The organism is Vogesella alkaliphila (assembly GCF_014652475.1).
In the GTDB taxonomy this organism is placed as follows: Bacteria; Pseudomonadota; Gammaproteobacteria; order Burkholderiales; family Chromobacteriaceae; genus Vogesella; species Vogesella alkaliphila.
Map to the genome: position 1 here is coordinate 119398 of NZ_BMYW01000006.1, position 24303 is coordinate 143700.

At 65.3% G+C, this 24303-nt stretch carries 28 protein-coding genes; 9 read left to right on the forward strand and 19 right to left on the reverse strand.

Annotated elements, in window-relative coordinates:
- Positions 1-8: 8 nt before the first annotated feature.
- The 3 genes from IE100_RS10495 to IE100_RS10505 all read right to left on the reverse strand — a co-directional run bounded on the left by IE100_RS10495 (position 9) and on the right by IE100_RS10505 (position 3130).
- Positions 9-2012 (reverse strand): helicase-related protein, encoded by a 2004-nt coding sequence (locus tag IE100_RS10495; RefSeq protein ID WP_189374034.1) that lies wholly within the window; start codon positions 2010-2012, stop codon positions 9-11.
- Positions 2013-2138: 126 nt separating this feature from the next.
- A complete protein-coding gene (locus tag IE100_RS10500) occupies positions 2139-2801 on the reverse strand; it encodes a YecA family protein (RefSeq protein ID WP_189374035.1) in 663 nt (220 codons plus the stop codon).
- A 134-nt stretch (positions 2802-2935) separates the two neighbouring features.
- Complete coding sequence (locus IE100_RS10505) at positions 2936-3130, reverse strand: (2Fe-2S)-binding protein (protein ID WP_047965996.1); 195 nt, start codon at positions 3128-3130, stop codon at positions 2936-2938.
- Positions 3131-3217: 87 nt separating this feature from the next.
- Between IE100_RS10505 and IE100_RS10510 the strand changes: the two genes are divergently transcribed.
- The 3 genes from IE100_RS10510 to mnmA are packed head-to-tail and all read left to right on the forward strand — an operon-like array spanning position 3218 to position 5307.
- A complete protein-coding gene (locus tag IE100_RS10510) occupies positions 3218-3679 on the forward strand; it encodes an NUDIX hydrolase (protein ID WP_189374036.1) in 462 nt (153 codons plus the stop codon).
- A gap of 15 nt (positions 3680-3694) precedes the next feature.
- Positions 3695-4234, forward strand: a complete 540-nt coding sequence (locus tag IE100_RS10515) for a hypothetical protein (protein WP_229800330.1) — start codon at positions 3695-3697, stop codon at positions 4232-4234.
- Positions 4231-5307, forward strand: a complete 1077-nt coding sequence (gene mnmA, locus IE100_RS10520) for a tRNA 2-thiouridine(34) synthase MnmA (RefSeq protein WP_189374037.1) — start codon at positions 4231-4233, stop codon at positions 5305-5307. Before IE100_RS10515 ends, mnmA begins: the two co-directional genes overlap by 4 nt.
- A 195-nt stretch (positions 5308-5502) precedes the next feature.
- On the opposite strand, the gene IE100_RS10525 is transcribed toward mnmA, so the two are convergent.
- Positions 5503-6048: an NADPH-dependent FMN reductase gene (locus tag IE100_RS10525; RefSeq protein ID WP_189374038.1), complete on the reverse strand. Its 546-nt coding sequence runs from the start codon at positions 6046-6048 to the stop codon at positions 5503-5505.
- A 345-nt stretch (positions 6049-6393) separates the two neighbouring features.
- Between IE100_RS10525 and bfr (IE100_RS10530) the strand changes: the two genes are divergently transcribed.
- The 3 genes from bfr (IE100_RS10530) to IE100_RS10540 all read left to right on the forward strand — a co-directional run bounded on the left by bfr (IE100_RS10530) (position 6394) and on the right by IE100_RS10540 (position 8273).
- Positions 6394-6864, forward strand: a complete 471-nt coding sequence (gene bfr, locus IE100_RS10530) for a bacterioferritin (protein WP_189374039.1) — start codon at positions 6394-6396, stop codon at positions 6862-6864.
- A gap of 11 nt (positions 6865-6875) precedes the next feature.
- Positions 6876-7346 (forward strand): bacterioferritin, encoded by a 471-nt coding sequence (bfr, locus tag IE100_RS10535; protein WP_189374040.1) that lies wholly within the window; start codon positions 6876-6878, stop codon positions 7344-7346.
- A 231-nt stretch (positions 7347-7577) separates the two neighbouring features.
- Entirely contained in the window at positions 7578-8273 is a 696-nt protein-coding gene (locus IE100_RS10540; protein WP_189374041.1) for a VC0807 family protein, read from the forward strand.
- Positions 8274-8360: 87 nt separating this feature from the next.
- Here IE100_RS10540 and IE100_RS10545 read toward each other — a convergent pair whose 3' ends face one another.
- Complete coding sequence (locus IE100_RS10545) at positions 8361-10076, reverse strand: sensor domain-containing protein (RefSeq protein WP_189374042.1); 1716 nt, start codon at positions 10074-10076, stop codon at positions 8361-8363.
- 172 nt (positions 10077-10248) lie between these two features.
- On the opposite strand from IE100_RS10545, the gene sbcB reads away from it, so the two are divergent.
- On the forward strand, positions 10249-11691 hold the full coding sequence (sbcB, locus tag IE100_RS10550; protein ID WP_189374043.1) for an exodeoxyribonuclease I: 1443 nt from the start codon (positions 10249-10251) through the stop codon (positions 11689-11691).
- Positions 11692-11751: 60 nt separating this feature from the next.
- Here sbcB and IE100_RS10555 read toward each other — a convergent pair whose 3' ends face one another.
- The 13 genes from IE100_RS10555 to IE100_RS10615 form a co-directional block, all read right to left on the reverse strand.
- Positions 11752-12753 (reverse strand): YncE family protein, encoded by a 1002-nt coding sequence (locus IE100_RS10555; RefSeq protein ID WP_189374044.1) that lies wholly within the window; start codon positions 12751-12753, stop codon positions 11752-11754.
- A 12-nt stretch (positions 12754-12765) separates the two neighbouring features.
- Complete coding sequence (locus IE100_RS10560; protein WP_189374045.1) at positions 12766-13413, reverse strand: methyltransferase family protein; 648 nt, start codon at positions 13411-13413, stop codon at positions 12766-12768.
- Positions 13410-13643 (reverse strand): DUF2933 domain-containing protein, encoded by a 234-nt coding sequence (locus tag IE100_RS10565; RefSeq protein ID WP_189374046.1) that lies wholly within the window; start codon positions 13641-13643, stop codon positions 13410-13412. The genes IE100_RS10560 and IE100_RS10565 overlap by 4 nt, the downstream gene beginning before the upstream one ends.
- 1 nt (position 13644) lies before the next feature.
- The gene (locus IE100_RS10570) at positions 13645-13884 is read right to left on the reverse strand and encodes a hypothetical protein (RefSeq protein ID WP_189374047.1); all 240 of its coding nucleotides are present in this window, start codon (positions 13882-13884) and stop codon (positions 13645-13647) included.
- Entirely contained in the window at positions 13881-16247 is a 2367-nt protein-coding gene (locus IE100_RS10575; protein WP_189374048.1) for a heavy metal translocating P-type ATPase, read from the reverse strand. The genes IE100_RS10570 and IE100_RS10575 overlap by 4 nt, the downstream gene beginning before the upstream one ends.
- A 3-nt stretch (positions 16248-16250) precedes the next feature.
- Positions 16251-16565, reverse strand: a complete 315-nt coding sequence (locus IE100_RS10580) for a DUF5676 family membrane protein (protein WP_189374049.1) — start codon at positions 16563-16565, stop codon at positions 16251-16253.
- An 80-nt stretch (positions 16566-16645) separates the two neighbouring features.
- Positions 16646-17038 (reverse strand): EMC3/TMCO1 family protein, encoded by a 393-nt coding sequence (locus IE100_RS10585; RefSeq protein WP_189374050.1) that lies wholly within the window; start codon positions 17036-17038, stop codon positions 16646-16648.
- A 115-nt stretch (positions 17039-17153) separates the two neighbouring features.
- Positions 17154-17564, reverse strand: coding sequence for a hypothetical protein (locus IE100_RS10590; RefSeq protein WP_189374051.1), 411 nt, complete (start codon positions 17562-17564; stop codon positions 17154-17156).
- Between the two features lie 90 nt (positions 17565-17654).
- Positions 17655-18179: a c-type cytochrome gene (locus tag IE100_RS10595; protein ID WP_229800331.1), complete on the reverse strand. Its 525-nt coding sequence runs from the start codon at positions 18177-18179 to the stop codon at positions 17655-17657.
- 25 nt (positions 18180-18204) lie between these two features.
- Complete coding sequence (locus IE100_RS10600) at positions 18205-18531, reverse strand: copper-binding protein (RefSeq protein WP_189374052.1); 327 nt, start codon at positions 18529-18531, stop codon at positions 18205-18207.
- 59 nt (positions 18532-18590) lie between these two features.
- Positions 18591-19064, reverse strand: a complete 474-nt coding sequence (locus tag IE100_RS10605; protein WP_189374053.1) for a cupredoxin domain-containing protein — start codon at positions 19062-19064, stop codon at positions 18591-18593.
- A 26-nt stretch (positions 19065-19090) separates the two neighbouring features.
- On the reverse strand, positions 19091-20479 hold the full coding sequence (locus tag IE100_RS10610; RefSeq protein WP_189374054.1) for a multicopper oxidase family protein: 1389 nt from the start codon (positions 20477-20479) through the stop codon (positions 19091-19093).
- Between the two features lie 11 nt (positions 20480-20490).
- The gene (locus IE100_RS10615) at positions 20491-21573 is read right to left on the reverse strand and encodes a hypothetical protein (protein ID WP_189374055.1); all 1083 of its coding nucleotides are present in this window, start codon (positions 21571-21573) and stop codon (positions 20491-20493) included.
- A 190-nt stretch (positions 21574-21763) separates the two neighbouring features.
- On the opposite strand from IE100_RS10615, the gene IE100_RS10620 reads away from it, so the two are divergent.
- Together IE100_RS10620 and IE100_RS10625 are read left to right on the forward strand one after the other, a co-directional pair.
- Positions 21764-22450 carry a heavy metal response regulator transcription factor gene (locus tag IE100_RS10620; RefSeq protein WP_189374056.1) on the forward strand — a complete coding sequence of 229 codons (687 nt, stop codon included), beginning with the start codon at positions 21764-21766 and terminating at the stop codon, positions 22448-22450.
- On the forward strand, positions 22447-23832 hold the full coding sequence (locus IE100_RS10625; RefSeq protein WP_189374057.1) for a heavy metal sensor histidine kinase: 1386 nt from the start codon (positions 22447-22449) through the stop codon (positions 23830-23832). Before IE100_RS10620 ends, IE100_RS10625 begins: the two co-directional genes overlap by 4 nt.
- Here the strand turns inward: IE100_RS10625 and cueR are convergent.
- Positions 23811-24254 carry a Cu(I)-responsive transcriptional regulator gene (gene cueR, locus IE100_RS10630; RefSeq protein WP_189374058.1) on the reverse strand — a complete coding sequence of 148 codons (444 nt, stop codon included), beginning with the start codon at positions 24252-24254 and terminating at the stop codon, positions 23811-23813. The genes IE100_RS10625 and cueR overlap by 22 nt on opposite strands.
- Positions 24255-24303: the final 49 nt, after the last annotated feature.

The following is a 24303-nucleotide window of genomic DNA, read 5'->3' on the forward strand; positions in this document are numbered from 1 at the left end:
TACCTGCATCAAGTGCGCGGCTTGCGGCCAACCTTGGGCGGGCCGCCGCGTTTTGGCGGCGTGATGTGGGTCGGCTTGTGCGCCGGCTTGCGCTGCTGGCGGTGACGGGTGTTCTGCACCTGCAGCAAGGCGTCGATCTTCTCCGACGTCGACTGCATCAGGCTTTGCGCCAGTTCGCCGTGCGGGAAGGTTTCCGGCATGCGGTAGCTGAGCCAGGCGTAGGCGGAGTACAGCTTGCAGGTGTCCTCGAGGAACTGCAGCTCGTTGCGGCCGCCACGGCCTTCCATGCGCAGCAGCGACGCCTGTTTGCCCCGGGCGCGGCACTCGGCCCAGTCCTGCAGCGCGTGTTCCAGCATCGCGATCTTGGTCGAGACCGGGCACAGGCTGAACAGGAAGCGGTCTTCCAGCGGCAGGGGCAGCGTGTCCAGCCACTTGGCCTTCTCGATCTGGTCGCTGAGGTTGGCCGGCAGGAAGAACTCGTCGTGCACGTTGATGTGCTTGGCGAACAGTTCCAGCAGCGCCTGCAGCCGCTCCTGGCCGCTGGCCTCGGCGATCTGCTGCAGGTAGGACAGGTTGGGCGCCACGTAGAAACCGGTACTCGGCAGCGGCTCCAGCTTTTGCTGCAGCAAGGCGGCGATCACCTTGTGCGTCTTGCCGTCGAAGCCGGCGACGTAGCCGGTCTCGTGCTGGCCGAAACGGCCGGCGCGGCCGGCGATCTGCTTGGCCAGCGCGGCGGCGATGGTGCCTTCGGCGTAGCCGTCCCACTTGCTGGAGGTGGTGAAGATCACGCGCCGCGCCGGGGTGTTCAGGCCCATACCGATGGCGTCGGTGCCGACCACCACCTGCGTCTCGCCGTCGATGAAGCGCTCGGCCTGCGCCTGGCGCACTTCCGGCGACAGGTTGCCGTAGATCGCCGACACGCTCAGGCCCTGCGCGATGGCCTGGTCGCGCCAGTTCAGCACCTCGCGGCGCGAGAAGGCGATCAGCACGTCGCCGGTGCGCAGGTTTTTCAGGCTGCCCAGCGGCGCCTTTTCCATTTCCAACGGCGACTTGCGCTGCAGCTCGCGGATTTCCAGCGTGCCGCCGACGCGCTTGACCAGCGACTGGATCGCCTCCTTGGCTTCCAGCGCGCCGAGCAGGTACACCGTCTGCGCCGGCACGCCGCACACCGCCGCCGTCCACGCCGCGCCGCGATCCGGGTCGTCCAGCAGCTGGATTTCGTCGATCACCGCCACGTCCACCTCACGGTTGGGGTTGAGCATTTCCACGGTGCTGGCCACGTGGCTGGCGTACGGGTGCAGCTTGCGCTGCTCGCCGGTGATCAGACTGACCGCGACATTGGCACCCAGCAGGCGCTGGTAGTTTTCCATCGCCAGCAGCCGCAGCGGCGCGAGGTAGACGCCGGTTTTCGCCTGCGCCAGGTGCTCCATCGCGGCGTGGGTCTTGCCGGAGTTGGTCGGTCCCAGCACCGCGATGAAGTGGCGCTGCATGCCGGCGGCGAGGGTGAACGACTCCGGGTACAGCGACAGGTTGATCGCGTTGCGGGTCTTCTCCGCCTGGCTGGCGGCGGCGCGGGTCGCCACCAGTGCCGCGATGCGGTCCAGCGCCAGCTCGCAGCGCAGCCGCGCCAGCTCGTACTTGGCCTGCAGCGCGTTGAGCGCGCTTTGCGGATCGACGCGGTGCTCATTCGCCAGCGTCATCACCTGGCCGGCGCAGCGCAGCAGCTGCGCCTCGAGGCGTTCGCGCGCCTCGTCGTTCCAGCGCAGCCGGACCAGCGCCAGCCGTTCGGCGGCGTCGAGCTTGCGCCACTTGCCGGTTTTGCCGAGGAAGCCAGCGTCCGGCACCAGGTGGTAAGGCACGGTGCGCTTGCCGACCTTGATCTGCCCCTGTACCGAGACGGCGTAGCTGCCCTCGGTGGTCACCAGCGTGGCGTGGTACTGCTGCAGATAGGCGTTCAGCGCGCCGATGGCGTCTTCGGACGCGGTGTCGGGGACAATCGTGGGTTCGGTCATGGGTATCCGTCGGGGGGAAAAACAGCGCGCGATGCGCCGGATGGCAAGGGCGGACGAGGCGCCGCCGGCAAACAAAAACCGCCTGCGGGCTGCGCGCAGTCCGTCAGGCGGCGTGTTCCGGCGCGATCAGTTCTGGCCGCAGCAGGCCTTGTACTTCTTGCCGCTGCCGCACGGGCACGGATCGTTGCGGCCAACCTTGTCGCCTTCACGGCGCATGGTCACCGGCGCCTGCTCCTTGGCGCGCCAGTAGGCGTACACCGCCAGCACCGCCTCGTCCAGCTCGCTCTTGAAGCTTTCCAGCTCGGCGGCGGTGAATTCCATCATCGCCGGCTCGTCGCCGTCGGCATCGAACATGCCGCCCAGCGCCATCACCGGCATCAGCAGCTCTTCGAAGCCCTCGTCGTCGGCGGCCTCGAACCAGTCGGTCGGCACCACGTCCAGCGCGTACATGAAGGCGTTGCACCACGGGCGGAAGTCCGGCGCCTCGCCCTCTTCCTCGCTATACAGCGTCAGTTCCGGCAGGTCGCCGTCGGCCAGCGCCTCGGCGGCGGCGTCGTAGTACTTCTGCAGCAGCGCCTTGATTTCGGCTTCGCTGTCGGCGCTTTCAAAGGCCGGCGCATCGCCGAGCACGTCTTCCAGCCAGTCGTCGATGGTGAGCTTGTCCGGGCCGCACGCCAGCGCGCAGAAGAAGCCCTGCACTTCGTCCGGGCGCATGGTGGTGCCGGCCTGCGACAGCGGGGTCAGCAGCGTTTCCAGACGCGCCAGGTCTGTTTCATTGAAATCGGTCATGTTCGTTCTCCGTCAGGTTTGGCGCGCATTGTACGCGTGTTCCCCGGTGCTGGCAGCAGGCGTGCTGTTTTCAGGATAGCAAAAAGCCCGTCAGGTGCTTGACGGGCTGTGGCGACTGCGGGAGATTGCCGGGCTCAGGCGGCGGCCAGTTCCGGCTCGCTGATCTGCAGCAGCGTCTGCTTGCGGATCTGGTTGGCCTGGCAGGCACAGCTGCCGCACTCGGTGGCGACCTTCAGTTCGCGCGCCAGATCGCTCATGCGCGTGGCACCATTGCAAACGGCGGCGCGGATATCGCGATCGGTTACTCCGTGGCAAAGGCAGACGTACATGGCATGAATCCTGAATAAGAATTGATCTTGATTACCATACTAGAAGACAATGATAACGATTGTCAATTGAGGAAAGGCAAATCCGCGATGAGCAGCCCGCAATGGAAACCGAATACCACAGTCGCCGCCATCATCGAGCGCGACGGCCGCTTCCTGATGGTGCGCGAGCAGACCGACGACGGCGTCCGCCTCAACCAGCCGGCCGGCCATCTGGAGTACGGCGAAACCCTGCTGCAGGCGGTGGTGCGCGAAGCGCGCGAGGAAACCGCCCACACCTTCACGCCGCGGGCGCTGGTCGGCATCTATCTGGCGGACAAGGCCGGCAGCGACATCACCTATCTGCGCTTCGCCTTCTGCGGTGACGCCGGCGCGTACGACCCGGCGCAGCGGCTGGACGACGGCATCCTCGCCGCGGAATGGCTGAGCGCGGACGAGATCATGGCCAGCGCGGCGCTATGGCGCAGCCCGCTGGTGGGGCGCTGCCTGCAGGACTACCTTGCCGGCCAGCGCGCCAGCCTCGACCTGATCCATCACCACTTGCCGGGCTGAGCGGTGAGACCCCTCGTGCGCTGGCTGTCGATTGCGCTGCTCGCGGCGCTGCCGGCCGTGGCCGCCGGTGCGGAGGAACTGACGCTCTGTTACCATTACGGCTGCGATCGCAACCGCCGCATTGAAGTGGACGACACTGCCCAGATATGGTTTAGACAGCGGCTGGATGATGCGGTCGACGCCACCGCCGAGCGCGCAGCGCTGCAGGACATCGTGTTGTCGTATTACCAGCGCGCGGCGCGCGAGGCGCCGATCGCCAGCGACCGCGGCGGCAATCACGAGGATGCGACCAACGTTGGCCGCATGGATTGTCTCGATCACAGCCATAATGTGCTGGTGCTGCTGCAATTGCTGGCCGACAAGGGCTGGCTGCGCCACCACCAGCTGCTGGGCCAGGTACATCGTGCACCGCTGCTGTTCGACCATCACGCGGCGGTGGCCGTGCGCGACGTGACATCAGGCCAGGATTGGGTGATCGACAGCTGGTTCCGGGATTTCGGGGCACCGCCGGTGGTGGTGCCTCTTGCTATTTGGAAGGAAGGATTTTCTCCGTGACGGGTAAAAAACGTATTGTCGTCGGCATGTCCGGCGGCGTGGATTCGTCGGTCACCGCCTGGCTGCTGAAGCAGCAGGGCCACGAAGTGATCGGCGTGTTCATGCAGAACTGGGAAGACGACAACGACGACGAATACTGCTCCATCAAGCAGGACGCGCTGGACGCGATGAGCGTGGCCGACATCGTCGGCATCGACATGGAGATCGTCAACTTCGCCAAGGAGTACAAGGACCGCGTGTTCTCCTACTTCCTGAAGGAGTACTCCGCCGGCCGCACCCCGAACCCGGACGTGCTGTGCAACGCCGAGATCAAGTTCAAGGCCTTCCTCGATTACGCGCTGGAACTGGGTGCCGACTTCATCGCCACCGGCCACTACGCGCGCAAGCTGGAACAGGACGGCGTGCACTACCTGATGAAGGGCGTCGACCACACCAAGGACCAGAGCTACTTCCTGTACCGCCTGCAACAGCACCAGCTGGCAAAGGCACTGTTCCCGCTGGGCGACATCCACAAGACCGAGGTGCGCCGTCTGGCCGAGGAAGCCGGACTGCCGACTGCCGCCAAGAAGGACTCCACCGGCATCTGCTTCATCGGCGAGCGCCCGTTCCGCGAGTTCCTGCAGCGCTACCTGCCGACCAAGCCGGGCGAAATGATCACCCCGGACGGCAAGGTGGTGGGCGAGCACGTCGGGCTGATGTTCTACACCCTGGGCCAGCGCAAGGGCCTGAATATCGGCGGCAACAAGGACGGCAACGGCGAACCGTGGTTCGTCGCCGGCAAGGACATTCCCGGCAACAAGCTGATCGTGGTGCAGGGTCACGACCACCCGCTGTTGCTGAAATCGACACTGGCAATGGACGATCTGTCGTGGACGCTGCCGCAGCCGCCGGCCGCCGGCGACTACGCCGCCAAGAACCGCTACCGCATGACCGACGCGCCGTGCAGCCTGTCGCCCATCGTCGACGGCCGTGCCACCCTCACCTTCCGCGACAAGCAGTGGGCGGTCACCCCCGGCCAGTCGGCGGTGCTGTACGACGGCGACATCTGCCTGGGCGGCGGCATCATCCAGTAAGAGCCACTAACAAACCCCTGATCCTGCGTTGCGCCTCCTTGCCGTACGACTGGTACTGTCTGCGTCGGCGCGCCTTGGCTCAGGCGCTCTGCGAGGTTTTTTTAGCGACGCTAAGCCCGGCCCTGCGGCCAACGTTGGCCGCAACGACGACACCCCGCCGCGGCGGGGTGTTTTGCTTTTGTGCCGTCGCGTGACTCAGCCTTTCAGCTGCAGATGCCAGGCCTGCAAGGCCGCCAGCAGCAGGCGGATCTTCTCCTGGATTGCGGTGTCCACCAGATTGCCGTCGCCGTCAAAGGAGGTGCTGAACGCGTTGGCGAATACTTCCGGCTGGTTCAGGATGTGCAGGTTGAGGAACACGCCGCTCTGGCGCAGGTGGTGCTGCGCGCGCGAGCTGCCCATGCCGCCGGCCGCACCCATGATCGCCGCCGGCTTGCCGCTGAGCAGCGCGTTACCCGGCTCGCGCGACGCCCAGTCCAGCGCGTTTTTCAGCGCCGGCGCCATCGAGTAGTTGTACTCCGGACACACCAGCAGCAAGGCGTCGGCGTCGGCAAACTGCTGCAACAGCGTCACCACCGATGCCGGCTTGACCGTGATGTCGGCATTGTAGAACGGCACCTCCGACAGATCGGCCACCGCGATCTGCATGCCCCCCGGCGCATTGGCCACCGCGTAACGCATCAGGCCCTTGTTGGTGGATTTCTGGCGCAAGCTGCCACATACGGCAAGTACATTGAGACTCATCTGCTCACTCCCCGGCAAGAAATTGGACATGGTTTTACCGGTATAGGCGCCGCGTCATGAAATTGCGACTACTGCATGTCATGATCCGCCGCCATGCTGCTACGCCTGACGGGTCGATGCCCAAGCGCATCGATGGCCAGATAAAACTGATTTTCAGTTGATTTACACCCATTACGAAAATGGTTAATTGACGCCCGAGAATAAACGCCCCCGGCAAGGCTTGATTATTAAAAGAAATATTCGCCAGAGAATAATCCATCATTTTCAAAATTGATTAATACCTTGCCCTTACCCGATATTGAATTAAAATATATCAATACGATTTATGACGAAGGAGCACCTCCCATGCAAGGCGACAAAGCCGTAATCAAGGCGCTCAACACCGTGCTGTGCAACGAGCTGACCGCCATCAACCAGTTTTTCCTGCACGCCCGCATGTGCAAGAACTGGGGACTGAACGGCCTCAACAAGCACTTCTACCACCAGTCGATCAAGGCGATGAAACGCGCCGACGAGCTGATCGAGCGCATCCTGTTCCTGGAAGGCCTGCCCAACCTGCAGCAGCTGGGCAAGCTGATGATCGGCGAGAATGTCGAGGAAATGCTGGCCTGTGACATTGCCTTGGTCAGCGGCCACATCGGCGAGCTGCGCAAGAGCATCACCCTCAGCGAAAAAGCGGAAGACTACGTTACCCGCGAAGAGCTGACCGAGCTGCTGGAAGCGGAAGAGGAATACGTGGACTGGCTGGAAACCCAGCAAACCCTGATCAAGGACGTTGGCCTCGCCAACTACCTGCAATCGCAAATGGAAGACTGAGGAGCGGCACCATGCAAGGCAGCAAGAAAATCATCGACGCCCTGAATACCCTGCTGACGGCAGAAATGACCTCGGTTGACCAGTACTTCATCCACAGCGAAATGTACGGCAACTGGGGCTACGGCAAACTGTACGAGCGCCTGCACCACGAGCGCGACGAGGAAATGGGCCACGCCAAGATGCTGATCGAGCGCATCCTGTTCCTCGACGGCGTGCCGGACATCGCCCCGCGCGGCAAGCTGCGCATCGGCAAGGACGTGCCGACCATGCTGGCCAACGACCTGGAAACGGAATACGAAGTCGCCGCCGCCCTGAAAAAGGCCATCGTGCTGGCGGAGAAGGAACACGACTTCGTCACCCGCAGCATCCTGACCAAGCTGCTGGACGACACCGAAGTCGACCACGCGCACTGGCTGGAGCAACAGCTGGGCCTGATCAAGTCCATGGGGCTCAACAACTACCTGCAATCGCAAGCCAGCTGATCGCACGACGTCTCGCGGCCCTGCCAGCCACCGTCAGCGGTGGCTGGCAGGGCCTGTTTTTTTGGCCCGCGCCATCCCCAGCCGCGGCAACAAGCGCTAGAATTGCGCGATCGTGCCCGGCGGTCGCGCGAACCATCGCCACCGCGCGCACTCTAACCCCCTCGTAACCGAATAAACGCCCCCTGCACCCTGATGAATGGCTGCAGGCTTGCCCATTGCCACAGGACGACCATGGCCGCAGCAAAGAAGAACAACCAGCTCCTCGAGCTGATCATCAACATCGTGATTCCCTCGCTGGTCCTGATGAAGCTCAGCACGGAACAGTATCTCGGCACCGCCAACGCGCTGCTGCTGGCCTTGGCCTTTCCGCTGGGCTGGGGGCTGTACGACCTGCTGCGCAACCGCAAGACCAACTTCATTGCCATCCTCGGCCTGGTCAGCATCCTGCTCACCGGCGGCATCGGCCTGCTGCACCTGGACGCGCAGTGGCTGGCGGTGAAGGAAGCCGCCATTCCCGGCCTGATCGGCATTGCGGTGCTGGCCTCGACCCGCACCCGCTACCCGCTGATCAAGACCGTGCTCTACACCCCGGCGGTGATCGACGTCGCCAAGGTGCAGCAACACCTGGAACAGCGCGGCAACACCCGCCAGTTCGAGGCGCGCCTGCTGAAGGCGACCTACCTGCTCAGCGCCACCTTCTTCTTTTCCTCGGTGATGAACTACGTGCTGGCGAAGTGGATCGTCACCAGCCCGTCCGGCACCGAAGCCTTCAACGAGGAGCTGGGCCGCATGACACTGCTGAGCTACCCGATGATCGCCATCCCGTCGCTGCTGATGATGATGGCGGTGCTGTACTACATCTCGCGCGGCATGCGCGAGCTGGCCGGACTCAGCTTTACCGAGGCGCTGCGCCAGGATTTGACCTGACCGCCGCGGCACCCGCCAGCAAAACGCCCGTCACCTCCGTGACGGGCGTTTTGCCATGGTGCGGCGCTCAGATCCGTTCGGCGTGGATCAGGCCAGCGAGGCCCTGGGCATCGCCGCGTAGTAGCAGTAGCCGTTGCGCCCCGCCTTCTTGGCCGCGTACATCGCCTGGTCGGCATTGCGCTGCAACACGTCGATATTGTCGCCGTCCTGCGGGAACAGCGTGATGCCGATGCTGGCCGACACGTACACCTGCTCGTCGCCAAGGCAGAACGGTGCGGCCAACCTTTGCAGCACCTGCTGCGTCACCCGCTCCAGCGATTGCTCCGACTCCATGTCGCTGATCACGATGGTGAATTCGTCGCCGCCGAGGCGGGCCACGGTGTCGGTCTCGCGCAGGCAGCCCTGCAGGCGCAATGCCGCCTCTTTCAGCAGCAGGTCGCCGGCGCGATGGCCGAGGGTGTCGTTGACCTCCTTGAAGTGGTCCAGGTCGATGAACAGCAGCGCGAGCTGGCTGTTGCTGCGCTCGCTCTTGCGCAATTCCAGCGCGAAGCGGTCGAGGAAGCGGTGACGGTTGGGCAAGCCGGTTAGCGAGTCGAAGTTGGCCTGCTCCCAGATCAGCTGCGCCGACTTCTTCTTTTCCGTGATATCGCGGAACGACACCAGGCAATGCGGCACCGCGGCGATTTCCACCGCGGTCACGATCCACTCGGCATCGAACTCGCTGCCGTCGCGGCGCAGGTGGCGCCACTCGAAGCGGTGAGCCGGGCTATCGCCGTCACGCTGCAGATAATTGCCCAGCAATTGCCGCGACGACACGCCGCCATCCTGCCGCAACGGCGACAGCGCTTCCAGCGACTGTCCGGTCAGGTCGGCCTGCTTGCAGTGGAAGATCTCCGCCGCCGCCTGGTTGCAGTCGACGACGATCTGCCCGTGCAGCACGAAGATGCCGTCGCCGGAGGCATCGAACAGCGCACGGTAGCGCCGCTCGCTGTCGCGCCACGCCGCCTCGGCGCGCACCAGCGCGGAGAGGTCGATATCGAGGCAGAACAGGGTCAGCCCGCTCTGCGGCGACTCCACCATCGCGTGGCTGGAGTAGACCTGCACGATATGGCCATCCTTGTGCTGCAGGCCGAGACGGGCGGCGGGCACGCCGCGCCGCTCGCGGAACATCCACGCCACCTCGGCCTCGACATGCGCCCGGGCCGGCGGCGGAATGATCAGCTCGAACAGGGTGCGCCCCAGCGCCTCGGCCGCGCTGTAGCCGTACAGTGCCTCCGAGGCGTGGTTCCAGTACAGCACGGTGCCGTCCGGCGCGTAGCCCTGGATCGCCAGTGCGTCGGTGTTTTCGAAAATGGCGCGGAAACGGTCCTGGCTCGCACGCAAGGCCAGGTCGCTGAGGTATTGGCGGGTAATGTCGCGCGCGGTGCCGAGCACGCCGAACACGCCGTCCTCGGCCTGCAGCGGCGTGGCCACGATTTCCAGCAGGATGCGCTGCCCATCCGCCGACACCAGCCACTGCTGGCTGGACAACGGTTCTTCCGCCGCCAGCGCGGCGAGGTCGGCCTGGCTCAGTGCCGCCGCCTGCTGCGGCCCCAGCACCATGGTGTCGCTCTGGCCGATGATGGCCTGGCGGCTGACGCCGGCAAAGGCCTCGAAGCGGCGGTTGCAGGCCAGGTAACGCCCGCCGGCATCCTTCAGCCAGGCCATGTCCGGCAGCTGCTGCACCAGCCACAGCAGCCCCTGCTGCCCTGACAACAGCAACTGGCTATCCGCCGTGGCCAACTTGCCCGGTATCTGCGTCATAGGTCACCGACTGCGCGGAGTTGATCGATACGGCCCATACTCGCCGGACAAGCATGGGCCGCCTTTCAGAATAGGAGGGAAATCGTCATCCTGCCATGCGCCCGGGCGGCGCAAGGTTGGCCGCAAGCAGCCGCGGTGCGACAATCGCGCTTTTAGTGGATGCGGAACCAGCATGTCAGCCCCGACCTTCTTCTGGCACGACTACGAAACCTTCGGCGCGGTGCCGCGCAGCGACCGCCCGGCGCAGTTTGCCGGCATCCGCACCGATGCCGAGCTCAACGAAATCGGCGAACCGGTGATGCTTTACTGCCAGCCGGCCCGCGACTACCTGCCGGCGCCGGAAGCCTGCCTGCTCACCGGCATCACGCCGCAGCGCTGCGCCGAGCTCGGGGTGCCGGAGCAGCAGTTTGCCGCCGCCATCGAACGCGAGCTGGCCGAGCCGGGCACCATCGGCGTCGGCTACAACTCGATCCGCTTCGACGACGAGGTCACCCGCTTCCTGTTCTGGCGCAACCTGATCGACCCCTACGCCCGCGAATGGCAAAACCGCTGCGGCCGCTGGGATCTGCTGGACGTGGTGCGCGCCACCTACGCGCTGCGCCCGGAAGGCATCAACTGGCCGCGCCACGAAACCGGCCTGCCCAGCTTCAAGCTGGAGCACCTGACCGCGGCCAACGGCCTCGTCCACGACGCCGCCCACGACGCGCTGTCCGACGTGCGCGCCACCATCGCGCTGGCGAGGCTGATCCGTGACAAGCAGCCACGGCTGTTCGCGTTCTGCCTCAGCCTGCGACAGAAAGACGCGGTGCGCCACCAGCTGCAGCTGCACCAGCCGGTGCCGCTGATCCACATCTCCGGCATGTTCGGCAGCGAGCGCGGCAACCTGGCGCTGGTGTGGCCGCTGGCGGAGCATCCGAGCAACAAGAACGAGGTGCTGGTCTGGGATCTGGCGCACGATCCGCGCGAGCTGCTGGCGCTGGATGCGGCCAACGTTCGCCGCCGGCTGTTCACCAAAAGCAGCGAGCTGGCGGAGGGGGAAAGCCGGCTGCCGATCAAGAGCATCCACGTCAACAAGTCGCCGTTCGTGGTCAGCGACCTGCGCGTGTTGCGCGCGGAACGGGCGCAACAGCTGGGCATCGACATGGACAGCGTGCAGCGCCACGCCGCCCACGCGCAGGCGCTGCCCGATCTGGCGCCGCTGTGGCGCGAGGTGTTCCGCCGCGAGCCGGGCGAGACGCCGGATGTCGATGAAAACCTATACGGCGGCTTTGTCTCCAACCAGGACCGGCGCACCCTCAACCGCCTGCGCGGCCTGTCGGCACCGGCGCTGGCCGCGGCGCGCGAAAGCTTCGACGACCCGCAGCTGCAGCGCCTGCTGTACCGCTACCGCGCGCGCAACTTCCCCGACAGCCTCAGCGCGGAAGAACGCCAGCACTGGCAGCAGTGGTGCGCGCGCAAGCTGCACTTGGGCACGCCGCCGGGGCGCACCTTTACCGCGTTCCGGCAGGAAATTGCCGACCTGCGCGCCGGTGCCGATGCGCAGCAACTGCAGATCCTGGACCAGCTGCAACAGTGGGGCGAGCAGCTTGGCGCCCTCCTCCCGCCACCGGCCTGACGCGGCCGGCGCCAGGCGAACGGCTGCCTTCTGCGGGAAGGCAGCCGTCACTGTCTCCGCTTAGTCGCGGTAGCTGATGCCGTTCGGCCCTGCCCCGACCTGGTAGGTGCCGACCACGCGGTGTTGCCGGCTGTCGATCACCGACACCGAGCCGGCTTCGATATTGCTGACAAACACGTACTGGCCGTCGCCGCTGATGGCCACACCGTGCGCACCGGCGCCTGTTTTCACCTCGGCGATGGCCTTGCCGGCGGCGGGGTCCACCACCGATACCCGATCGTCCGGCTGCTTGCTGCTGCCCTGATTAGCCACGAACACCTTGCCGCCGTCCGGGGTGGCGTACATCTGGATAGGGTTGCGGCCAACCTTGACCTTGCCGCTCAGCCTGCGGCTGGCGGTGTCGATCAGCCCCAGCGCGTTTTCCGCGCTCAGCGACACATAGGCCTGCTTGCCATCGGCGGCGAAACCCACCTGCACCGGAGCCTTGCCCACGGCGATGCGCCCGGTTTCCCGCAGGCTGACCACATCAATCACCGACACGTTGTCGCTCTTCACGTTGGCCACGTACAGGCTGCGGCCATCCGGGCTCAGTCGCAGGCCGTGCGGATAATTGCCGGTGTTGATGGTGGCGAGCTGCCGCCTGCTTTCCAGCTCGTATACCTGCACCGCGTTGTTGTCGGCATCGGTGACGAAGGCCAGCTTGCCGTCGCGGTCGGTAACGACATGGCCCGGGTGCCCGGCTACCGGCAGCACCAAGTTCGGCTTGCTGCCCAGCGGCAGCTCGAACACCTGCAGCTCGCCGCCGCCCTGGCCGCTGCCGTGGTGGCCGGCATGGATGTTCATGCCCACCGCCAGCAGGCGCTTGCCATCGGCACTGACCTGCACATTGTGCGGCGAGATTTCCAGCGGGATGGTGCTGACCTTGCCGTCTGCCAGCGTGATCTGGCTGATTGAGTTGCCGCGCTCGTTGGCGGTGAACACCGTGCCGGACGGCGCCGCCAGTGCGGAGGTGGCTGCCAGCGAAAACGCGAGCAGCAGCGAGGCGGAAATAAGCTTGCGCATGTATGGATTCCTCTAATGCTGTTGTGTCTGCCCCTTGGCGGGGATGAAGGCGGGGGTGTGCTGTCGGTAGGATGCGTAGCGCTCGCCAAACTGCGCCAGCATGTCGGCCTCTTCATGCAGGGCAAGGCGGGCGTAGATCCAGACCAGAATCGGGAACATCAGCAGCGTCAGCAGGGTCGGCCACTGCAGCAGGAAGCCGAACATGATGACGACGAAGCCGACGTATTGCGGGTGGCGGATGCGGGCGTAGGGGCCGCTGGTGGCCAGCTCATGCCGGCGCTGGGCGTGATACAGCACGCGCCAGGCGGCGGACAGCAGCCAGAAGCCGGCAAAGATCAGCGCCGTGCTGAGCAGGTGAAATGGCCCCCAGTGCGGGTTGCCACGCCAGCCGAACATCACCTCCAGCAGGTGGCCATTGTCGTGCGCCATGAAATCGACGCCGGGGAAACGGCTGCCCAACCAGCCGGACAGCAGGTAGATGGTCAGCGGAAAGCCGTACATCTCGGTGAACAGCGCCACGATGAAGGCGGAGAACACCCCCAGCGAGCGCCAGTCCCGCGCCGACTTGGGCTTGGTGAAGCTGAAGGCGAAGATGATGAATACCAGCGAGTTGATCAGCACCAGCCCCCATAAACCGTAGGCCTGCAGATGGTCATTCATGATTGTTCTCCATCCTGATCGTGCCGGTGTTGGCGGTGCGACGACCCGCCATGCCGATGGCCGTGATGCATGAACAGATGCATCAGCGGGCAGGCCAACAGCAGCAGGTACGGCAGCGCCCCCAGCACATGCGCGCGGTGCTCGGTGAACAGAAAGAAACCGGCCACCAGCACGAAGCCGATGAAGACCCAGTGGCTGCGCTTGTCATGCGGATCATGATGTGCGGACATGTCAGACTCCTTTGCCTGGCTGGTTGCCTTGCCGCTGCTGTTTGCTGGCGGCGATGGCGGCGTCAATTTCGGATTCCGCCTGTCGCGTCAGCCGGTAGCTCAGCCAGATCACGCCCCACGGGCATGCGGCCAACAGCAGGGCCAGCAGCAAGCTGCCTGGTGACAAGCCATAGCGCAGCAGCACGAAGGCCATGATGGCGACCGCCAGCAGCGCGCATAGCTGGTAGGCCCGCGTCTTCATGATGTGCCCCCTTCCGCCTGGGTGCTGATCGGCACCCGCTTGAGCAGCGCCGAGTTGACGATGACCGACAGCGAGCTCATCGCCATGGCGGCGCCGGCCACCATCGGGTTCATGAACCCCAGCGCGGCAATGGGAATGCCGATGCTGTTGTAGATGAAGGCCCAGAACAGGTTCTGCTTGATCTTGCGCATGGTGGCGCGCGACAGCCGGATGGCGTTTTCCACGTCGCGCACATCGTTGCGGATCAGGATGATGCCGCCGGTTTCCTTGGCCACATCCGAACCGGAACCGATGGCGATGCCGATGTCGGCAGTGGCCAGCGCCGGCGCATCGTTGACGCCGTCGCCCACCATGGCCACCACTTCGCCCTCCTGCTGCAGCTGCTGGATCACCCTGGCCTTGTCTTCCGGCAGCACCTCGGCGATCACCCGCTCGATACCCAGCTGGCGGGCAATGGCATCCGCCGTGCGCTGGTTGTCGCCGCTGAGCATCACCACCTTGATGTGCTGCTGCTTGAGCTGGGCGATGGCTTCGCCAGCCTCCGGCTTCAGCGTATCGGCCACCGCAATGATGCCGACCAGCTTGTCGCCATAGCCCACCAGCATTGCCGTTTTGCCGTTCTGCTCCAGCTGCCGCATGGCATCGTCCGCCGCGCTGGTGGCAATGCCCTGCTGCGCCAGCAAGCGCCGGTTGCCCAGCCATACCGGCAAACCGCCCACCTGGCCGCGAATGCCCAGCCCGGCCAGAGCGCTGATGGCGCTGGCCTGCGGCAAAGTCAGCTGTCGATGGACAGCCTCCCGCACGATGGCCTCACCCAGCGGGTGCTCCGAGCCGGACTCCACCGCCGCCGCCAGGCTCAGCACCTCCAGCCCGGAATGCACGTCGAACGGCACGATGTCGGTTACCGTCGGCTCGCCGCGCGTGAGGGTGCCGGTCTTGTCGAACACCACGCAGCTGAGTTTCTCCGCCCGCTCCAGCACCTCGCCACCGCGAATCAGCATGCCGCCATCCGCGCCCTTGCCAACGCCCACCATCAGCGCTGCCGGGGTGGCGATGCCCAGCGCACACGGGCAGGAAATGATCAGCACCGCAATGAAGGCCAGCAGTCCTTGCGGAAAGTCACCGGCCAGCCACCAGCCGACAAAGGCCAACACCGCCAGGCTGACCACGGCGGGCACGAAGTAACGCGTCACCTCGTCCGCCAGGCGCTGGATGTGGGCGGTGCTGGTCTGCGCGTCTTCCACCATGCGGATGATCTGCGCCAGCGCGGTGTCCGCCCCGATGCGGGTCGCCCGGAAGCGGAACACGCCGGCGCGGTTGAGGGTGCCGCCAATCACGCTGCTGCCGGGTTGTTTTTCCACCGGCATGGATTCGCCGGTCAGCATCGACTCATCCACCGTGGACTGACCGGAGATGACCTCTCCGTCGGTGGCGATTTTCTCGCCGGGTTTCACCACCACGGTTTCCCCGACCATGATGCTGCCGGCCGGAATCTCCACCTCCTGGCCATCGCGCAGCACATGGGCGGTGGCGGGTTTTAGGTCCAGCAGCCGGCGCACGGCGGCGGAGGATTTCTTCTTGATGATTTCCTCCATGTAACGCCCCAGCAGCACGAAGGCGATGATCACCGCGGAGACTTCAAAGTACACATCGCGTTCGGCCACCTTCACCGGCAGCACGTCCGGGAAGAACATCACCACCACGCTGTAGAAGTAGGCCACCGAGGTGCCCAGCGCGATCAGGAAGTCCATGTTGATATTGCGGGTGCGCAGCGCGTTCCAGGCGCCGCGGTAGAAGCTCCAGCCGCCGATGAACTGCACCGGGGTCACCAGCAGGAACAGCCACATGCCCCAGGTGAACCACGGCAGATCGGGGATCGGCGCCCAGCTCAGCAGCGTGGCGCCGGTCGCCAGCCCGAGGAAGGCACCGGCACGCAGCACCGCCAGCGCCAGCACCCCGGTCATGGCGATGGTGACGCGGGTCTTCATCGACTTGAGTTCGTTTTCCGGCGACTCGAAGGTGCGCAGGCAGGTTTCGCTGCAGAAGTAATAGCTGCGCCCGCCGCGTTCGCTTTTCAGCGCGGTAGCCTTGTTGACCACCATGCCGCAGATCGGGTCCTTGGCCTTGTCGCCGGGCGCGGCGGCCTCTGCCACTGCTGCGTGCGTGTGCTGGTGATGATGCTCATGCGGCACCGCAGCCATCGTTGCCTCATTCGCCGGCGCATAGCGCTGCGGATCGGCAATGAATGCCTGCTGGCAGTGCGTGGAGCAGAACCAGTAATCCTGCCCCGCGTAGCGATAGTTGGCCGCAGCGGTGCCGCTGTCGATGGTCATGCTGCAGACGGGGTCTTTTACACTGGCCATGGGTCACTCCTTGTCCGGTCGTGCGCAATGCGCCTGGCCGTGGCAGCAGCGATCCAGACCGCGGCTGACCCAGCCGAACACGGTGCCGGTAACAAAGCCCCACACCACCAGCACCGTCATTGGCATAAAGAAATCGGTCAGATTGAAAGGTGTCGGTGTGCGCAGCCTGCCAAAGTCCAGGCCATGAAACAGCGCGTTCAGGAAGGCGACGCCCTGCTCCGGCCACAGCCGGTATAACAGCGCGCAAACGGTGTAACTGATTGCCATGGTGATCGCCAGGCTACGACCGGTATGCCAGGGTGAGGTCTTCATCTCCATGCTCCCGCGAATCGACAAGGACGCAGCCGAGGCGGGTGGCCGTGATCGCGACGGCCACCGCTTCGGCATGCGGCATCGGTTTATTGCATGGGCATCATGCCGCCCGACGGTCCCATCATCTGCTGCATCATGTCCATCATCTTCATGCGCTGATCCATCATGGCTTTAGCATCTTCCGCTCCGCTAGGCATCCCCTGGCCGCCCGCCATGCCAGCACATTTACTCATCATGTCCTTATCCATGGCCTGCATCATGGCCATGCCTTCCTGCATCGCCTGCATCTGCTCGGCCATGAGCTTTTGCCGCTCCTGCGGTGTTTTTGCCGCCATCATCTTGTCCTGCATGGTGCGCATCTTCTGCATCTGCATTTCCATGTTGGCCGCATTGGGCGGCATCGGTGGCTGGGCGGCCAGGGTCTGGCTGGCAACCGCGGCCAGCAGCAGGGCGGCAGAAAAATGTTTCAGGCTGTTCATGATCTAAGTCCTCCGGGAAGAAAAACGGTGTACGAAATGCAGTGCGCTTGCGCGCCGGGTGCGAGCGAAGTCGCTACGCGGCGAGGCGTCGCAGTGGCTGGAACGGCGGGATTGGCTAGTTGTTGAAGCGCTGGAACAGCAGGTGTGGTCGCGGTGGCGTGCCACCGGTGGCGGGCGGCGAAAGCAGGCGGGGGGCGATGGCCGGCGCCAGCCACAGCAAGGATGGCAGCAGGAACCAGACGATCAACAGGGAAGACAGCAGCGGCAACGCAACGCTGACGTCTGCCTTTGCCAGCGGGGAGGAAAGCGTCTGGCAGGCTTGTTCGCACAGCAGAGAGTGCGACGTATCGTGGGCGGGGGGGTGACTGGTCAGCGTCTGTGCCGCCAGGGCGTGGACCGCGACAGGGTCATGATCCTCCGCTGCTTGCGCCTGACAGCCAAGCAGCAAGCCAAACGCAAGCACCAGACACCAGGCCGCCAGTAACAGGCGACACAGCTGCCGGGCTCTTGCTTGGGTAAGGCGCATGGTGACAGGCTCCTGTAAGCATCAATGACACTATAGACCGCCGCTCACCAAGCGGGCTTGATGACGGTCAATCACTTCTGGCGGGCATGGTCAGCCTTTCCGCGCCCGCTGGTTTACCGCATCGTGCTGGGCGCGCACCTCGGCAGGCCACTGGCTCTTGATCCACGACAGCACGGCGATGATGTCGGCATCACTCAGCCTGCCCTCGTACGTCGGCATGGCGGACTGGTAGTCCGGCATTTTGGCTACCTTGGCAACGCCGTACTTGGTCAGCGCAAACAGCATCTCGTCCGGGTGGTGCCAGGTGTGGCCGGTCTCGTCGTGCGGCGGCGCCGGCAACATGCCCTGGGCATTGCGCTCGCGCCAGTTGGCCTGCCCTTCCAGCTTGCCGCCGTGGCAGCTGGCGCAATTGGCCAGGTAAACCTGCTGGCCGCGCGCCACCATGGCGGCATCGTCCGGGCGCAGCGTGAGCGATGTCGGCGCAGGCTGGCTGCCGGTAGACAGGTAGGCGCCCAGGCCTGCGGCCAACAGCCCGATCACGGCGACGGAGGCAATTTTCTGTTTGCGGGTAAGTGAGGGCATGGTTTCACGGTCGGCATCAAGTGGATAAGACATGGCCGGGTCGCCCCGGCCATGTTGCTCAGCTGGCAGGCTGGATGTCGGTCACCAGCATCTTGCCGTCTTCATGGCTGACCATGAAACGGATCTTGTCGCCCACCTTGACCTTGTCCAGCAGTGCCTTGTCTTTGGCGGTAAACACCATAGTCATGCCCGGCATGTCCATGTGCTGGATCGGGCCGTGCTTGATGGTGATCTTGCCGGCGGCCGGGTCGATCTTGCGGACTTCGCCATCGGTCAGCATCGCCATATCGCTGCTGGCCGCCGCTGGCGCCTGGCTGGCGTGGACAACGGGGCTGAGGGCGGCCAGGCCCAGCGAGGTGGCGAGTATCAGTGCGCGGATAGTCATGGTGTCATGCTCCTGAAAAGTGAAAACAGCGGGCGGCCATCCGGCCAGCCACGTAGGTGTTATTTCTTGGCGACCTTGATCTGGCCCTTCATGCCGGCATCGTAGTGCCCCGGGTGCAGGCAGGCGAAGTTGACCGTGCCGGCCTTGCTGAAGTGCCAGATCACCTCGCCCTTGCCGCCCGGCGCCAGCGATACCTTGCTCGGCTCGTCGTGCTCCATGTCCGGGAATTTCTTCATCACCTCGTAGTGTTCCAGCAGTTCCTGCTCGGTGCCCAGGCTGAATTCGTGCTTCACCTTGCCCAGGTTTTTCACCACGAAGCGGATGGTCTCGCCCTGCTTCACGCTGATCAGCGGCGCGGAGAAACGCATATTGTCGGACATGTCTACCTGGATGGTGCGGGTGACATTGGCGACCTTGCCCGGCTGGCCGATGGCGCTGTCGCCGTGGCCACCGGCGTGGCTGCCGGCGGCCATGGCCGGAGCCATCAGGCAGGCCAGCAGTGTGGTAATGAGAAGGCGGTGGGTGGTTTTCATGCCGTACTTTCCTGATGAGTGTGTGGTTAGTGTTGTTCCGGGTGCATTCCCGGTTTTTTGGCTTTGACCGTGGCGGCGCCAGGGTTGGCCGCAGCCTGCTGACGTGGCGCCGTCGGTAGCTCACCGTTGTATTCGAACGCCACCGTGCCGGCCGGGTGCCGGAACCAGCCCGGGTCTTTGTAGCTGCCGGCCGGCTGGTCCTTGCGCACCTTCAGCACGCTGAACATGCCGCCCATCTCCAGCGGTCCGAACGGCCCCTGACCGGTCATCATCGGTGCGGTGTTGTCCGGGATCGGCATTTCCATCTCGCCCATGTCGGCCATGCCGCGTTCGCCCATCAGCATGTAATCCGGCACTACCTGCTGAATCTTGCCCACCAGGCCGCGGTGATCGACCCCGATCATGGTCGGCACGTCGTGGCCCATGGCATTCATGGTGTGGTGGCTCTTGTGGCAGTGGATCGCCCAGTCGCCTTCCTCGTCGGCGACGAACTCCAGCTGCCGCATCTGGCCGACCGCCACGTCGGTGGTGACCTCGTGCCAGCGGCTGGATCTGGGCGTCGGCCCGCCGTCGGTGCCGGTGACCTGGAACTCGTGTCCGTGCAGGTGGATCGGGTGGTTGGTCATGGTCAGGTTGCCGACCCGGATACGCACCTTGTCGTTCAGGCGCACATTCAGCGAATCGATGCCCGGGAAGATACGGCTGTTCCACGCCCAGATGTTGAAATCGGTCATGGTGTTGACCTTGGGCGTCTTGCTGCCCGGCTCCACGTCGAAGGCGTTGAGCAGGAAGCAGAAGTCGCGGTCCACCTCGTCGATCAGCGGGTGCTTGCCCTTGGGGTGCGTCACCCAGAAGCCGTGCATGCCCATCGCCATCTGCACCATTTCGTCGGCATGCGGGTGGTACATGAAGGTGCCGGGGCGCCGCGCCACGAACTCGTAGACGAAGGTCTTGCCCGGCTTGATGCTGCGCTGGGTCAGGCCGGAAACGCCGTCCATGCCGTTGGGCAGGCGCTGGCCATGCCAGTGGATGCTGGTGTGTTCCGGCAGCTTGTTGGTCACGAAGATGCGCACGCGGTCGCCTTCCACCACCTCGATGGTCGGGCCCGGGCTCTGGCCGTTGTAGCCCCACAGCTGGGCGGTGAAACCGGGCGCCATCTCGCGCTCCACCGGCTCGGCCACCAGGTGGAATTCCTTGACGCCGTTGTTCATGCGCCACGGCAAGGTCCAGCCGTTCAGGGTGACCACCGGGTTGTACGGACGGCCGGTATTCGGCACCAGCGGCGGCGCGGTGTCCACCGAGGTCTGGATCACCGGCTCCGGCAAGGCGGCCAGCGCCGAGCGGGCCACGGTGGCGCCGACCACGGCGGTAGCGGCGCCGGCGAAGAACTGGCGGCGGGAGGGATCGATACTCATGGATAGTCCTTTCAATGGCCCGCCGCGGCAGGGCTGTCGCCGCCTGCGGCCAACGTTACAAAGCTTTCCGGCACCTGGCCCAGCAGCAGCAACTGCAGGTCCGCCTCGGCCAGCCAGAAGTCACGCACGGCGCCGATGGCCGCCACACGGGCCTCGGCCAGCGCCCGCGATTCGGCCAGCAGATCCCAGGTGTTCAGCAGCATGCCGTTGTAGCGCAGCACGGTTTCGTCGTAGATGAACTGCCGCAGCTTGAGCGTGTCCTGCTGGCTGCTGCCGGCGAGGGCATAAGCCGTGCGATAGGCGCTATAGGCCAGCTCGGCATTGGCGCGCATCATGGTTTGTTCGCCTGCAGGGAGCGTGGCGGCCATGCGCGCCAGGCGGTCCCGGAAGGCCTGTTCGGACAGGATGGCGGCCGGCAGCGCCGGCAGACTCTGCGGCAGCCTGACGGTCTGAGCGGCGCGGCGCGTCCACTGCTGCAAGGCTTTCAGCACCGCGGCCCGGCTTTGATCGGCTGCGTATTGACTACGCTGCCATTGCTGCAGGGCGGTCACCTTCAGCAGCTGTTCCCGCGCATCCTGCAGCTTGCTCCAGTTGCCGGTCTGCGCCATGCGGGCGCCCAGCTCGGCCGCGGCCTCCGCCGCCTGTAGCGCTTGTTGCTGGTAGGGCAATGCCTGCTCGACCGCCATCGCGGCCAGCAGCGTTTTGCGGGTACCATGCGCGACTTCGATGAGCTCCGCGGCGTCTTCGATTCTGCGCAGCCTGGTGGCGGACAAGTCCTGCCACTGGCCGCTGGCCAGCAAGGCGACCTCTTCCCGTCCCAGCTGCGCCAGGGGCTTGGCCAGTTCCGGGTGGGCCTGCCAGGCCAGCTGCACGCCTTCGGCAAGACTGTTCAGTACCAGGGTCGCCGGCTTGCCGGCAACGGGCGGCATGGCCGTCTGCCGGGCCTGTTCCCACTTCAGTACGTCTGCGTGGCCGCGCGGAAACTCGGCGACCTGCCGGTTGGCCTGCCGCCATTCGCTCTCTGGGGGCTGCTGTGCCTGTGCCACACCGACCAGCAGTGGCAAGGCGGCGAGCAGCATTCTTGGTTTGTTCATGCTCCGGTCTCCTTCCCGGCCAACGCCCGGTAAATCTGGCAGCATGGCGGGAATACGGGTTCTGACTTTGGTGCCGCCAGTGTGGCGGATTAAGGCCAACAGCAAACTGACAGCCAGATTACAAATCTGTCATCTGGCGCAGCGGCAGGCTGGCGGTGGCAAACTGTCGGCACTGCTACAGGAAACAGCGATGAAGATTCTGATAGTCGAAGACGAGATCAAGACCGGTGAATACCTGCGCCAGGGCCTGCGCGAGGCGGGTTTTGCCGTGGACCTGGCGCATGACGGCCAGGAAGGGCTGCATCTGGCGCTGGAGGGCGAGCACGACCTGCTGATCCTGGACGTGATGCTGCCCGGCATGGACGGCTGGCAAGTGCTCACCCAGCTGCGGCTGCGGCACAAGACCATGCCGGTGCTGTTCCTGACCGCCCGCGACCAGGTAGAAGACCGGGTCAAGGGGCTGGAACTGGGCGCGGACGACTACCTGGTCAAGCCGTTCTCCTTTGCCGAGCTGCTGGCGCGGGTGCGTAGCATCCTGCGCCGCGGCCGCGGCACGGTGGAGGCGACCACCCTGCAGGTGGCCGATCTGGAGCTGGACCTGCTGCGCCGGCGCGTCAGCCGCGACGGCCGGCGCCTCACCCTCACCGCCAAGGAGTTCGGCCTGCTGGAGCTGCTGATGCGCCGTCAGGGCGAGGTACTGCCGCGCTCGCTGATTGCCTCGCAAGTGTGGGACATGAATTTCGACAGCGACACCAATGTGATCGACGTGGCCATGCGCCGTCTGCGCGCCAAGGTCGACGACGACTTCGAGCCCAAGCTGATCCACACCGTGCGCGGCATGGGCTACGTGCTGGAAGTGCCGGAGCCGGACGCATGAGGCAGCGCCTTTCCCTGACGGCACGACTGACCCTGCTCTACGCGCTGGTTTCCGTGCTGCTGCTGGCCGGGCTGGGCGTGCTGGTCGGCGTGATGATGGACCGGCACTTCGCCGAACAGGATGCCGACGACCTGCGCGACAAGCTCGGGCTGATCCGGGAGGTGATGAGCACTTCGCCCGATATCGCCACGCTGGCCGAGCGGCTGGACGACGTGGTGCACAATCACCGCGACCTGTACGTGCAATTGCAGCGGCTGGGCTACCCGGTCTACGCCTCCCGATCGCCGGCGGCGTTCCACTTCCCCACCGTCGATGCGGCCGCGAACCGGCAGATGGTGAGCTGGCAGCATGCCGGGGCCAACTATCACGGCATGTGCAGCAGCGGCCGGCTGGCCGACGGTGGCCGCACCGAGCTGACCATCTGCGCGGCGATCGACACCGGCCGGCACGAGCACTTCATGCAGATGATAGGCCGGTCACTGGCGGTCTACATCCTGCTGTCGGCACTGCTGGGCGGCGTGCTGGCCTGGTGGGTGGCGCACAACGGCCTGGCACCGCTGCGGGCGATGAAGGCCAGGGCGCAAGCCATTACCGGGCAGCAGCTGGACACCCAGATGCCGGTGGCGTCGGTGCCGCCGGAAATGGCCGATCTGGCCGAATCGCTGAACGCCATGCTGCGCCGGCTGCAGCAGGATTTTCGCAAGCTGTCGGAGTTCTCCTCCGACCTCGCGCACGAGCTGCGCACGCCGATCAGCAACCTGCTGACCGAGACGCAGGTCGCCATTTCCCAGCCGCGCTCCGCCGACGAATACCGCGACATCCTGGCCTCCAATGCCGAGGAGTTCCAGCGCCTGGCGCGCACGGTGTCGGACATGCTGTTCCTGGCCAAGGCCGAGCACGGGCTGGTGCTGCCCAGCCGGGAACAGATCGCCATCGAGGACGAGGTGGCGGCGCTGCTGGAGTTCTACGATGCGCTGGCGGAAGAGAAAGCCATCCGCCTGCAGCAGACGGGGCACGGACGGATGCTGGGTGACCGGCTGATGCTGCGCCGCGCGCTCAGCAACCTGCTGTCCAATGCCTTGCGCCATACGCCGACAGGCGGCGTGGTCAGCATCAGCCTGCAGCAGGACGGCAACATGACCGCCGTCAGTATCTGCAACCCCGGCCCCGCCATCCCGGCGGAACAGCTGCCCCGGCTGTTCGACCGCTTCTATCGCGCCGACCCCGCCCGCGTGGCGGGCGAGTCGGATGGTGCCGGGCTGGGGCTGGCCATCACCCGTTCGATAGCCGAAGTGCACGGCGGCCGCATCAGCGTCACCTCGGCCGATGACGCCACCTGCTTCACGCTGTGGTTTCCCGCTCAGCCGCCGCTTGCGGGCTGAACCGTCGCCGCGTGGTGGGCACACTGCCCGCCATGCCCTTCGGCCAGGCCGTGCAGGATGGGACAATCCGGACGGCTATCCCCGCTGCAGGCATCGGCCAGGGTCTGCAAGGTCGTGCGCATGTCGCTGAGCGCCCGGATGCGCTCGTCCAGTTCGGCGATGTGGCTTGCGGCCAACCTTTTCACATCGGCACTGGCGCGTCCGGTGTCCTGCCATAGCGACAGCAGGATGCGGATCTGCTCCAGCGGAAAACCCAGGCTGCGCGCCTGGCGGATAAAGCGCAGCAGGTGCACCTCCCGCTCGCTGTACTGGCGGTAACCGGACTGGGTGCGCTGCCCGGGCGCGATCAGGCCGATGCTTTCGTAGTGCCGGACCATCTTGGCGGAAACGCCGCTGGCCGCGGCGGCCTGGCCGATATTCATGTTTCGCTCCTCTTTTTATGACCAAGGGCATGACACAGGCGGGCCGGCC